The sequence below is a fragment of the Agarivorans sp. Alg241-V36 genome (assembly GCF_900537085.1).
Classification (GTDB): domain Bacteria; phylum Pseudomonadota; class Gammaproteobacteria; order Enterobacterales; family Celerinatantimonadaceae; genus Agarivorans.
Genome location: NZ_UNRE01000004.1, coordinates 109,155 through 121,016, shown reverse-complemented (window position 1 = coordinate 121,016; position 11,862 = coordinate 109,155). Strand labels below are relative to the sequence as shown.

Genomic DNA, 11,862 nt, shown 5'->3' with positions numbered 1-11,862 from the left:
ATCTATGCCAAATGCCCAAGCAAACCATCCTGCAGCAGGTTCTGCTTGGAAGTTTGTATTGCCATCATTGTTGGGCATTTTTCTGTTTATGTTGCCACTACCTTACGATGGTTCGTTTACCATTCCGGTGGCGATTATGGCAAAAAGCTTGGTGGCGGCTTTAGGTGATAGCGCTTTATGGCTGGTGGTTGGTTTAATCACGGTTAGCGCGCTAATGTCTAGCTATGCGCTATTCGCTAAACCTCGTTGGCTTGGTAAAAATGCTTTGCTAACGTCATTGTTTCAGGTCTCCCTACCTTGGTATGTTGTAAGAATGCTAGGTTGGGTATTAGTAATAGTATGCGCCTTTGAGTTGGGGCCTCAAGCTATTTGGTCGGGCGATACTGGCGGTCTTATCTTAGGAGATTTACTGCCTACCTTGCTTAGCGTATTCATTTTTGCTGGTTTGCTATTACCCTTGTTGCTTAACTTTGGCTTGTTAGAATTTGTAGGCACTTTGCTTAGTAAAATTATGCGCCCTTTATTTGGTTTGCCTGGTCGCAGTGCCGTAGATTCAATGGCGTCTTGGTTGGGCGACGGCAGCGTGGGTATTCTTCTCACTAACAAACAATATGAAGACAAGCATTACACCCAGCGAGAGGGGGTTGTAATCGCCACCACCTTTTCTGCGGTGTCTATTACCTTTAGCTTGGTAGTATTAGCACAAGTGAATCTTGAGCATATGTTTGCACCTTTCTATCTTACGGTGTGTGTGGCCGGCTTTGCCGCGGCGGTTATTGTGCCTCGATTGCCACCTCTATCTGGCTTTAAAGATCAATTCATTGATGGCAGCCAACGTAAGCAAGACGACGAAGTTATTCCTGCTGGTTACAACACCATCACATGGGCTTGGCAGCTGGCGGTTGTTCAGGCTGGCCGAGCAAGTCATCCTAAGCAGCTAGCTAAGCAAGGTGTACATAATGTGCTGGACATGGTGCTAGGTGTATTGCCAGTTATTATGGCGGTGGGCTCGGTCGCCTTAGTGGTAGCAGAATATACCCCTATCTTTAGCTTTTTAGGCAAGCCATTCATTCCTTTGCTAGAGCTACTGCAATTGCCAGAAGCAGCTAGAGCGTCTGAAACTTTGGTGGTGGGTTTTGCCGATATGTTTATTCCGTCCATTCTTGCGGCGTCTATTGAAGCGGATATCACCCGTTTTGTTATCGCGGCAGTGTCGGTGACTCAGCTGATTTATTTATCGGAAGTGGGCGCGATAATTATGGGTAGCCAACTGCCAGTTAAACTGTGGCAGCTGTTTGCAATTTTCCTCATTCGTACTTTAGTTACTTTGCCAATTATTGCTCTAATGGCCCATTTATTCTTTTAATGTTTTAGCCGCTTAGCGTTTACTGGAGAGTGTTATGCATTTTAGCGCTGCTGTGTTTGATATGGACGGCTTGCTGGTCGACAGTGAGCAAGTCTCTTACGATACTTTTGCTCAAGCTTGTAGTGAGCTAGGTTTAGCTTTTAAAGAACAGGTTTACCTTAGCTGTATTGGCACTAATGCTGAACAAATAAGAAAGACCATTTGTGAGGGATATGGCGAAGCCTTGGATTATCCAGCTTTGCGTGACTGTTGGTTAGAGAAGTATCATGCCTTGGCGATAGACCAAGCATTACCAATTAAGCAAGGTGTCGTAGATTTGTTGCAGTGGTTAAGTAGCCAAGGCATTCCATTAGCTGTTGCCACCTCTTCCGGTAAACCCACCGCTGAAGCTAAGCTGGGTAACGCAAACTTACTTCATTTCTTTGAAAGTGTTTCTACCGGTTGCCAAGTAAGTAACAGTAAACCGCATCCAGAGATTTTCTTAAAAGCGGCCAAGTCGCTAAATATTGACGCCAGTAAATGTTTAGCATTTGAAGACTCAGAAAACGGAGTTAGAGCTGCAGTAGCAGCGGGTATGCAGGTTTTTCAGATCCCCGATCTCATTCAACCTAGTGAGGAGCTAAAACTGCTGGGACACAAGGTTCGCGCTTCATTATCCGATGTATTGTTAGAGCTAAAATAAGCCAGTCAAAGTAGGTAGCAAATAATTGACGCTGCTTGCTGGCATCGATTTTGCTCATTGTAGATTATTAGAATCAGCAATGAGCAAATTATGATAGAAATTCAGATTAGTAACGATGTGCAAGCTTGGCTTCCTCGTGAGCTACCTTCCCTTGAAAACGCCTCTGTTCGTCATAGCTGGAGTGCTCACGCATTTACTGTAGAATCACACGAATGCTTAGCGGTAATCGAGCGTAACAGTGGCTATGTAATGCTATTTTTTGATTTAAATAAACGTGACTACCAAAACTTTTCTCGAGTATGGCAACTACGTTTATTAACCGAAGCCATTGCCGTAGCCGATCTGCAAGACGAAGAAATTGATGCCTTGAAGCAAAATATGTTGGCTGATTTTCAAAATGTATTGGTGACCGATGGGGTAAACCACCCGGTAGCACCGCAGTTAGATAAGCTTAAAAACTTAGTACAAGTAATGGCTAAACGAGAAGGCAGAGTGCCAAGCCAGCAAATGGATGAGTTTCGTTGGGGGGTGATTCTTAACGATTATGCTCAGCGTCAAAATGGCCTAAGCCCATATCAAAAAATGCAAAGCCAATGGCAAGCTATGGCTGCCACAGCGCAGTTTCATCAAGCCTCAGCTCAATCATCTAGTGCGACGCTTTTGCACTAGTTAAAAATTGAGCAAATAACTTGCAGCCATAGCATAATTACTGCTTAATCAGGGTTTAACTCATTGATTAAGTGGCTGCTGTGGCGCTCGTTTCTTCACATTCATCCCGTCTCTATTTTGGTCTAGCGTGCTCGGCAATAGCTTCGTGCATGTTTGCCTTTCTTCCTTGGTATATCCATCAGTTCCCTTTAAATGAAAACAGCGGTAATTGGCTAGCGGCTCAGCGTATTGTGTGGAGCTGTTTGCTGATGTTTGTTGGTTTGGCTGGCTTCAAGCAGTTGCCTTTACTGGTTCAGTACATGAGTAATTGGCGGGCCTGGCCTCGCTTGATGGTGGCAGCGGTATTAGTAGGCTTGCAGTTTTGGTTGTTTATTTGGGCGCCAGCCAATGGCCAGACACTGCCAGTTGCGCTGGGCTATTTTTCATTGCCCTTGGTATTAGTGTTGGTAGGGCGCTTTGTTTATAAAGAGCGCTTAACTAGCCTACAGTGGATATCGGTAGCCGTGGCAGCTGCTGGGGTGGTTTACGCCTACCTAATGGCAGATGGCTTGTCGTGGATTGTACTGCTGGTCGCCTTGGGTTACCCCTTGTACTTTATGTTGCGGCGTAAGTACCCCTTGCCCAGCCATATTGCTTTTACCATCGATAATTTGATGTTATTGCCCGTGGCGGTAGCATACTTAGTGATGAGTGATGGGGTAAGTGTGGCGCAAAGCCAAGTGGTGACTTTGTATAACACAGCACCGTGGTTATATTACTTGGGGCTTGGCATAGCTGGCACTATTCCTATGTTACTGTTTTTACTTGCTTCTAACTATTTACCACTGAGTTTGTTTGGCCTAATGGGTTACTTGGAACCGGTATTGGTGTTTTGCGTTGGCTGGCTACTTGGTGAGCGTTTAAGCCCTGAACAGTGGCCAACCTATATGTTAATCATTTTTGCCTTAATGCTATTGGCTATAGACGGCCTGAGGCGCGGTGTTAGTCAAGCAGCAGGTAGAAAAACACACCAAGAAACGAGTTAAGGTAGCGTAAAACTTGCAGTTAAAGGGCGGTGATCGCCACCTACTGAGTCAAGTGCTCGAGCACTGGCAAAGTTAAGATCGGCAGAAGCTAATACGTGATCTATTCTTGCGCCGTGCCATGAAGTGTATTTGGTGTAGTTTACTCCGCTACCCACTTGGTCAATGCCATTGTTTAAACTTGCTAAATGCCGTTGGTAAAGATTCTCTTGTACCGTCATATTAAAATCACCAGCAGCAATGTAACTGCTTTGTTGCTTTGCCCAAGACGCTACCAAAGAAGCTTGCATGTTGCGGGCAAAGTGTAAGTTGTTAAATGGGGCGGGCTCAAAGCTGCGATGGATCAAGGCGTTAATTGTTGGCCTGGGTGTGTCCATATGTATATTGGCGATACTTAGTGTTTTTCCTTGAATGGTGGTGTGGTAAAACACCGCGAATTTACCAAAGCCTCCAAAGGTTTCACGCGACAAGCTTCCTTGATGTTCGATCGGGGTTTTGCTTACGGTGCAAAGGTGGTCGCAGTGGCTATACCAACTATCGTCAAATACTTGTTGCACCCGTTCAGGCTTTGATTCCTGCATAAAAACTATATCGGGTTGAAGCTCTGCCACTAACAGGCGAATGCGCTCTGAGCTTGCGCCATTACCGTTATTTAACGACAAAATAGTAAGTTTCCCAGCCTCCTGTTGAGGCAGCTTAAGCTGTAGATCTTGAAATTGAACAAACACCACCGCGCACAATGTCCAGCTTAAGTATTGCCATTTACCCAGTTGGCGAATAAACAAAATGGGTGTTAAGGCCAGCAATACCGCCCACCAACGTGGAGAGAATAGGCTCAAGTAGCTAATCGATATTCCTAGAGGAGTATCTGGAAGATGCGGCAAGCTCAATATTGCTCCTGCTGCCAGCAAGCAGCATATAGACAGCGCGATGGAAGCGATTTTTACTAGCTTATTCATTAGCTTATTGTTACCTTCTGCGGCCTATAAAATCTGGACATAAGTATATACGCGACATCTGACAAATTACCATCTTAGGTAGTTTTAGCGTAACAAAGTTTTTGTACTATGCGCAGTTATGGAAACGTAAACAATATGTAACAGCAGTGCCGGTGGCATTTTGCTGTTAATGGTGGTTTTGTTAACAAGTAGGTTGATTTCAAATGTTTTCTAAGCAAGGATCTGTTGCAGAAATTGGGTTCGAAAATAAGAACTTAAGCTTAAAAAAAACCAAGGCAGGTGGTGTGTTTCAGCTGTTACTAATATTACTCGGTGCGGTAGTGCTGTTTTTTAATCGCCGTGATAGTAGTGAAAGAGTGTGGGCTCGTTTACCTACTTTAAATGATTATCAGGCACGCTACCCTGAAAAAACCGACGATACCAATACTATTCGTTGTATTCATTGCAATAGCGACCAAACCTGGGAGTATGGCTTGGAAAGCCTTATGGATCACCGCCGGGAGTGCGTTTGTCTTGCTTGTGGTCATCGTTTGTGGCGTAAAGAACAAGAGAGCTTAGCGATTCAGTAGCTGCTTATACTTTGTTAATCACTTCTCAAGATATTTAAAAATACTGGTGAGTTAAATAGCGCTTGTCGTTCTATCCTACAGGTTACGTACTGATAGCGCTTACCGCGATGCTTAATGCCCACATTGCGGTTGTCACTTGGTGGGCCTATCTCTTCAATGGTGTGTGGTACGTTTTCTAGCATCACAAAAGCGATGTCACGGCGAACTCTAATGCCAATATAGCTTAGCGAAGTATTCATGATGAAAGCTTTAAATAAGTTTTCGTAAACTTGGGTGATGGCGTTTACTCGCCCCGTATATATGGAGTAGATATATAAACTGGCAGGTTCATTGTTGCCTGCTAACATTTCTTCGCTTACGTCGGACTCATCTAAGCTCTTATCCAACAGTTGCTCAAAGTAGGGCTGTTTTATTTTTAATGCGAAACAGTGCCCGGCTAACTGGCCAAGGTAGAAGTAGTAGCTAACTTCTGCAGCGGGATGGTTTTGCAGTGACTCTAGCCAAGAACTGTCCCAATGCTCATAGCTATAGGTGAGATTGTCTATGTAATTACTTAAATGTTGTGTACTGTATTGAGCAAGTGGGTGAGGCGGTGTGACTCGCTCAAAATTTACTTCGCCTTGTGGTAGATAAGGGTGAGCACCTAAGTAATGCTTAAACTTGGCGCGAGCTTCTAATACTTTGTTCATCGCCTGATTACTGGGAAGGTTTTTTGAGCGAAAACTGCTGGCGGTAAAAATCTTGTAAGCTTCATCGCCAAAGTAGCGAATAATCTCCAGTTGTCGATTTAAACTCGGTTCTACTTTTCCTCTTTCCCAGCGGCTCACTGCCAGCGCATCCAGCTCACTAAACTCAGGGCTAAAGGCCGCTAATACTTGGCAAAGTTGCTCTTGGGTTAGCCCTGCTTGGTTACGCTTTGTTTGCAAATAGTCGGCAATGTCTTGGAAGTCAGCCATTTAGGGTCATCAAGTAATTGTTATTATGTGGTTTATTCTAGCAAGTTGTTGTCACTTCGCCCAATTCCTTCCTGCTAGGCATAGGCAAATAAAAAAAACTTTTGGCATGCCCTGATGTTTGTTTGCGCCTTGCTTTATCTTACCTGCATATTTTTTAGCAACAGCGAGAACCATGAATGAACAAAATCGGAAGCTCTATTAGTGTCGTTTTACTTGCAAGCACCATGCTTGCTGGCTGCGCCTCAACGGATGGCGAGCCTGATCCTAACCAAGGAATGAAAACTGGCGCAGTAGGCGGAGCCGTATTAGGTTTAGTTATGGGAGCAGTAACCGGTGATGCTGAGCTAGCTGTAAAAGGTGCAGCAGTTGGTGCCGCAGCAGGTGGTGTTAGTGGCGCAATGCGCGATTATGAAAATAGCCATGAGAATCGCCGTACCGATACAACAGCAGAAGCGATAGCCCAGCCAAATACCGTGATTATGAATGGTGACAATGCTACCGCCAATCAAGGTGAGCATCTGAACAAACTGCTGGGTCAATGGCAGGTAAACGTTTGGGCGATAAACCCAGATGGTAGCACCATCGAAGCGCAGGGCCTTGCTCGCGGTAAAATGCTGGAAAGTGACGCAGCTACGGTAGAATTAGAGCAGTTAGAGGTGGCAGGCGAGAATGTTGAGTTACAAGCCAGCACAACCATTAGCTATAACCAACAGCAAGGTCATCAGCTAAGTGTGAGTGCCTCTAACCTTGAAAATGACGTGGTGTATGCGGGCGAGTTTCAAGCGGGCATGAACCGTTTTAGCTACTATCCTTTGAGCCAAGTGACTACAGCCAATATGCGTATGGAGTTACGCGTGGTAAGCCCGCAACTATGGATTGTAGAAACCTACTCGCAGCAAGGTAGTGAAGAGAAAATGATTCAATCTTACCGCTTTAGCAAGATGGGCTAGGTAAGCTTCAAAGGTAAGTCTAGTGCGTGTTATTTCGGCCTATTTAAACTCGCGGTTTAAATAGGCTCTTTTTGTATATTAGCTTCAACACTTAAAAACTGACTGGGCCAAGTTTGCCTTCTTCCCGCTTGTTTGGCTTGATACAAACCTTGGTCAGCACGTTCTATCCAGTCGTCGATGTTTTCATCGGTTTGTATTGTTGCAATACCGGCGCTAAAACTTATAGACAATTGGTTTGGAGCCTTTAAGCCCTTAATTTTAGACACCAGCTTTTCACTGGTTTGATAGGCCATATCAAACTTAGCGTCATGCAATAAAATAAGAAACTCTTCGCCACCGTAGCGAAACACGCGGTCATTTACGCGAGTGTTTTGCTGCAAAAAGTGAGCAAACCATACCAATATTTGGTCACCCACGTTGTGGCCATGTTGATCATTAATCGCTTTAAAGTGGTCTAGGTCCAGCAAAATAATACTTGCTGGTATACCACTGCGTTTATGTTGTTGGGTAGCCTTTAGCAATTCATCAAACAGTGCTCGGCGGTTATAACAACGCGTGAGTGAGTCTTTAAAGGCGAGCTCTTTTAGCTCATTGTTTTGTTTAACCAAAACCCGTGCTAGGCCCCAGGCAAAGATGTGTGATGCCACTACGCCAATGCTAAAACGTATTCCTTGGTGAATACCCAAGTGATGAACGCCAAGAATTATTGCTAAAATACTGACCGCCAACACCAGTCGTTCTGCCATTTGCAGCGGTAGGTGGATGAAACAAGCCAATATCAGCGCGGGAACAAAAAACTCCCCATGCATGTTCGATTGGGTTAGCGCCAATAACACTGGTGGTATGGCTAATAACAAGAACCAAACATCGGCAGTTTTATAGCGATTTGACTCAGGTTGAGTAAACAAGAAAAACAGTGAAACTAAAATAGCGAAAGCGCAAGGAAGCACCACCAAGCCATACCAAAATACGCCATTCACTAAATGAGTAATTGAAAAGTAAGCGCTAGGTATAAAGCCCGCCAAATGCATGACAAGGCTCATTTTTCTTTCTGTAAATTCGGCTGGAGACCAGTCTGAGACCATCGTAAAAACCTTTGCCAAAAAGTGAAGATACGCGCTAGGGTGTTTTCCTTATGTTATTAAAAGTAAACTCTTTTTGGCTGATTCGTCAAATCAAATTACGGCTTAATTTTGATTAAAGCTCAAGCTTCTAGTGCCCTTTAGTTGCATTAACGCTTGTTGCAAAATTAGTTCAATAAAACTGTTTAAAGTAGGGCTAGATTGCCGGTGCTGGTTATATGCTGCATACATTGGCCGCCATAAAGCTTGTTCGAAGGAGAGTAAGTGAACAAATTGCTGCTGTACATAATGTTCAACTGCCCAATACGGCATGGCTGCGACACCCATCCCCGCGGCGACCATCTGCAATAACATGGCGGGGTTGTCGGCATGTTTCCATTGTTTTACCGATACCTGGCTGGGTTGCAATATGTAGCGATAAAGGTCCAAACGCTGTGGTGTGACCGGGTAACAGATAATAGTTTCTTCACTTAACTGAGCCGCACTTACGCTAGTTTGCTCGGTTAGGCGGTGTTGCGGCGGGCAAATCAGCACCATTTCATATTCGAACAAAGGCTCAAAATGGATTTGATCTTCTGGGCTAACTTCTGAGGTGAGCAGAAGGTCGGCTTCACCGCGCTGCAGTAAGGGTAGCCCGTTGTAGTCTTTGTCTTGGCAAAAGTGGCTACTTACTTCTGGCCAAGCTTGCTGGAACTGCTGTAAAGCTGGCAGTAGCCATTGAAAACAAGCATGGCAATCAACACTAATGTTTAGGCGAGTTTGCTGGCCTTGGGCTGCGCTAAATTGTTGCTCTGTTTGTTCAATTAAAGGTAATACTTTCGCGGCTAGTTGAAGCAATTGTTGGCCGTGTTGGGTTAGCTGTAAGGGCTGTTGCTTTCTTATGACTAAGTGAGCATTGATCCGTTGTTCAAGATCTTTGAGCTGATGAGACAAGGCTGAATCGCTAATAAATAACTTTGTGGCAGCCGCCTTAAGTGAAGAGCTAGATGCAATGGCTTGTATGCAACGTAAATGCTTTATTTCTAACATTTAGCTGGCTAGCTCCCTGATTGGCTTGATGAATTGGCAGCTTAGGTAGAGCGCACTCGTTTGTATATATCCCCAGCGGCTTAGATGCTTTAACTTGAATTTTTTTCAATATCACGGGCTTGGTTAGAGATTATCAAGGCTATGTTTAGGTTGTACCTCATCTTTACTTGAGAGAAATTCAATTTAACTTGATGGCTTTTCAATTGTGTTGTGCTTTAGCTCTGGTCAATATGGATTTACACATCTAGACGGCTAAAAGGATATAGACATGAGCACTACTCACGTATTGGGATACCCAAGAATTGGTAAGCAACGAGAGCTAAAATTTGCACTAGAAAGTTACTGGCGTGGTGAGTCTTCACAGCAAGATTTATTGCAAGTGGGTAAAGACATTCGCCAACAAAATTGGCAAGCCCAAAAAGGCAGTGGCCAAGCTTGGGTTACCGTAGGAGACTTTGCTTGGTACGACCAAGTACTAAATACCTCATTACTGTTAGGCAACCTGCCCAAGCGTCATCAATCTGAACAAATTAGCTTAGATAGCATGTTTGCGGTTGCTCGAGGACAACAGGGCTGCGGCTGTAATCATGCTGCGTCTGACATGAGTAAGTGGTTTAACACTAATTATCATTACATTGTCCCCGAGTTCTCTGAAGACAGCGAATTTAGCTTACAGTGGACACAATTATTTGATGAGATTCGCGAAGCGTTTGACCAAGGCCATGCGGTCAAACCGGTTATTTTGGGGCCAGTTTCATACTTATATTTGGGCAAAAATGATGACCAAGCCGCTGATGGCTTTGAGCGTTTGTCCTTGCTCCCCCAGTTATTAACGGTTTACCGTGAGATTTTCCAGCGCATCGCTGCTTTGGGCGTAGAGTGGCTTCAAGTTGATGAGCCCATATTGGGTTTAGAGCTGGACGCCCAATGGCAAGATGCCTTGTTAGCTGCTTACCAAACGAGTATTAGCCCAACTAAAGTGCTATTAACCAGTTATTTTGCCGATGTACTGGATAACGCAGAAGTAATTCAGCAATTGGCAGTAGATGGCTTGCACCTAGATTTATGCGTCGCGCCACAGCAGTTAGAGCAAGTACTTACTTGGTTACCTAAAGAGTGGGTATTGTCGGCTGGGGTGATTAATGGCCGCAATGTGTGGCGGGCTAACTTGCCTGAGCTTATTGAGAATTATAGTTCGCTTAAAGTTCACTTAGGGGAGCGTTTATGGTTTGCTTCATCTTGTTCATTGTTGCATAGCCCGCTAGATTTAGAGGCGGAAACAGATTTAGGTGATGCTAAGTACCGCTTAGCCTTTGCCGAGCAAAAACTGACTGAACTGCAAATACTCGATGAAGCTTTGAGCGGTGAAGCCGACGCATTGCGCCTGTCTCGACAATACAGTGCTGCCTTGCAAAACCTTAGCAGCAAACACAATTCTCGCTTGCAGCAGCGAATTGGCGCTTTAACACCGGCAGAACGCGAGAGGGATTTAAGCTTTGATCAACGGCAAAAGATTCAACAGCAAAGTTTACAATTACCGCCTTTGCCAACCACCACTATTGGCTCCTTCCCGCAAACCAACGAGATCCGTCGTCAGCGTCGTGAGTATAAAATGGGGCAACTAAGCCAAGCAGATTACGATGCAGCATTAGCCTTGCACATTAAAGATGCCATTGAGCGCCAAGAACGTTTAGATCTTGATGTATTGGTGCATGGTGAAGCAGAACGCAACGACATGGTGGAGTATTTTGCCGAGCTCTTAGATGGCTTTATTGCTAGCCGTTTTGGCTGGGTGCAAAGTTATGGCTCGCGCTGCGTGAAACCAGCCATTATTGTTGATGATATTGAACGCGCCAAACCACTCACCGTTGAGTGGAGTCGTTATGCGCAATCATTAACTAACAAGCCCGTAAAAGGCATGTTAACTGGCCCTGTAACCATTTTAACTTGGAGCTTTGCCCGCGAAGATCTTAGCCGCGCCCAAATTGCTGAACAAATCGCGTTAGCACTTAATGATGAAGTGGCGGAGCTGCAGCAAGCGGGCATTCAAGTGATTCAAATTGATGAACCGGCGATTCGTGAAGGCATGCCGCTTAAACGCAGCCAGTGGGACGATTACTTAAGTTGGGCGGTATCGGCCTTTAAGCTCTCTGCAGCCAGCGCCAAACCTGAAACACAGGTCCACACTCATATGTGTTACAGCGAGTTTAACGACATAATGCCGGCTGTGGCAGCGCTTGATGCCGACGTATTAACCATTGAGACCTCGCGCTCGGCGATGAGCTTGCTGCAAGCGTTTGAGCACTTTGAGTACCCCAATGAGATTGGTCCGGGTGTTTATGATATTCACTCGCCAAACATTCCTAGTATCAATGAGATTAAATCTTTGATCGACAAAGCCGCTCAATGGATCCCTTTGCAGCGCTTGTGGGTGAATCCAGATTGCGGCTTAAAAACCCGTAACTGGCAGGAAACCGAAGCCGCCCTCAATAACATGGTGCTAGCGACTAAAGAGTTACGGACTAGCCTCGCTTAAGTTCGCTGCCAAAAAATAGCCCCTTAAATTAAGGGGCTATTT

General features: G+C 45.0%; 11 protein-coding genes. 7 read left to right on the top strand and 4 right to left on the bottom strand.

Annotated elements, in window-relative coordinates:
• Window positions 1-4: 4 nt before the first annotated feature.
• The 4 genes from G6R11_RS10520 (at window position 5) to rarD (ending at window position 3,742) form a co-directional block, all read left to right on the top strand.
• Window positions 5-1,366, top strand: a complete 1,362-nt coding sequence (locus tag G6R11_RS10520) for a YjiH family protein (protein ID WP_163133306.1) — start codon at window positions 5-7, stop codon at window positions 1,364-1,366.
• A 34-nt stretch (window positions 1,367-1,400) separates the two neighbouring features.
• Window positions 1,401-2,048, top strand: a complete 648-nt coding sequence (locus tag G6R11_RS10515) for an HAD family phosphatase (RefSeq protein WP_163133038.1) — start codon at window positions 1,401-1,403, stop codon at window positions 2,046-2,048.
• A gap of 90 nt (window positions 2,049-2,138) precedes the next feature.
• Window positions 2,139-2,717, top strand: a complete 579-nt coding sequence (locus G6R11_RS10510; RefSeq protein WP_163133037.1) for a hypothetical protein — start codon at window positions 2,139-2,141, stop codon at window positions 2,715-2,717.
• A gap of 71 nt (window positions 2,718-2,788) precedes the next feature.
• Window positions 2,789-3,742 (top strand): EamA family transporter RarD, encoded by a 954-nt coding sequence (gene rarD / locus G6R11_RS10505; protein ID WP_163133036.1) that lies wholly within the window; start codon window positions 2,789-2,791, stop codon window positions 3,740-3,742.
• Here rarD and G6R11_RS10500 read toward each other — a convergent pair.
• Window positions 3,739-4,698: an endonuclease/exonuclease/phosphatase family protein gene (locus tag G6R11_RS10500; RefSeq protein ID WP_163133035.1), complete on the bottom strand. Its 960-nt coding sequence runs from the start codon at window positions 4,696-4,698 to the stop codon at window positions 3,739-3,741. The two genes, rarD and G6R11_RS10500, sit on opposite strands and share 4 nt — an antisense overlap.
• 284 nt (window positions 4,699-4,982) lie before the next feature.
• Here G6R11_RS10500 and G6R11_RS10495 point away from each other — a divergent pair, with 284 nt between their 5' ends.
• Entirely contained in the window at window positions 4,983-5,267 is a 285-nt protein-coding gene (locus G6R11_RS10495; protein WP_163133034.1) for a hypothetical protein, read from the top strand.
• Window positions 5,268-5,281: 14 nt separating this feature from the next.
• Here the strand turns inward: G6R11_RS10495 and G6R11_RS10490 are convergent, their stop codons facing one another.
• Window positions 5,282-6,223, bottom strand: a complete 942-nt coding sequence (locus G6R11_RS10490) for a helix-turn-helix transcriptional regulator (RefSeq protein WP_163133033.1) — start codon at window positions 6,221-6,223, stop codon at window positions 5,282-5,284.
• Between the two features lie 176 nt (window positions 6,224-6,399).
• Between G6R11_RS10490 and G6R11_RS10485 the strand changes: the two genes are divergently transcribed.
• Window positions 6,400-7,173, top strand: coding sequence for a YMGG-like glycine zipper-containing protein (locus G6R11_RS10485; protein WP_163133032.1), 774 nt, complete (start codon window positions 6,400-6,402; stop codon window positions 7,171-7,173).
• Window positions 7,174-7,229: 56 nt separating this feature from the next.
• Here G6R11_RS10485 and G6R11_RS10480 read toward each other — a convergent pair whose 3' ends face one another.
• Entirely contained in the window at window positions 7,230-8,216 is a 987-nt protein-coding gene (locus G6R11_RS10480; RefSeq protein ID WP_163133031.1) for a GGDEF domain-containing protein, read from the bottom strand.
• A gap of 144 nt (window positions 8,217-8,360) precedes the next feature.
• A complete protein-coding gene (locus G6R11_RS10475; RefSeq protein WP_163133030.1) occupies window positions 8,361-9,284 on the bottom strand; it encodes a LysR substrate-binding domain-containing protein in 924 nt (307 codons plus the stop codon).
• A 268-nt stretch (window positions 9,285-9,552) separates the two neighbouring features.
• Between G6R11_RS10475 and metE the strand changes: the two genes are divergently transcribed.
• Window positions 9,553-11,820 (top strand): 5-methyltetrahydropteroyltriglutamate--homocysteine S-methyltransferase, encoded by a 2,268-nt coding sequence (metE, locus tag G6R11_RS10470; protein WP_163133029.1) that lies wholly within the window; start codon window positions 9,553-9,555, stop codon window positions 11,818-11,820.
• The last annotated feature ends 42 nt before the right edge of the window (window positions 11,821-11,862 follow it).

Bases quoted from the DNA above. Each gene is read 5' to 3' on its own strand.
- G6R11_RS10475 (WP_163133030.1), bottom strand. From the start codon at position 9,284: ATGTTAGAAATAAAGCATTTACGTTGCATACAAGCCATTGCATCTAGC.
- G6R11_RS10500 (WP_163133035.1), bottom strand. From the start codon at position 4,698: ATGAATAAGCTAGTAAAAATCGCTTCCATCGCGCTGTCTATATGCTGC.
- G6R11_RS10515 (WP_163133038.1), top strand. From the start codon at position 1,401: ATGCATTTTAGCGCTGCTGTGTTTGATATGGACGGCTTGCTGGTCGAC.
- G6R11_RS10485 (WP_163133032.1), top strand. From the start codon at position 6,400: ATGAACAAAATCGGAAGCTCTATTAGTGTCGTTTTACTTGCAAGCACC.
- G6R11_RS10520 (WP_163133306.1), top strand. From the start codon at position 5: ATGCCAAATGCCCAAGCAAACCATCCTGCAGCAGGTTCTGCTTGGAAG.
- metE (WP_163133029.1), top strand. From the start codon at position 9,553: ATGAGCACTACTCACGTATTGGGATACCCAAGAATTGGTAAGCAACGA.
- G6R11_RS10480 (WP_163133031.1), bottom strand. From the start codon at position 8,216: ATGAGCCTTGTCATGCATTTGGCGGGCTTTATACCTAGCGCTTACTTT.
- G6R11_RS10510 (WP_163133037.1), top strand. From the start codon at position 2,139: ATGATAGAAATTCAGATTAGTAACGATGTGCAAGCTTGGCTTCCTCGT.
- G6R11_RS10490 (WP_163133033.1), bottom strand. From the start codon at position 6,223: ATGGCTGACTTCCAAGACATTGCCGACTATTTGCAAACAAAGCGTAAC.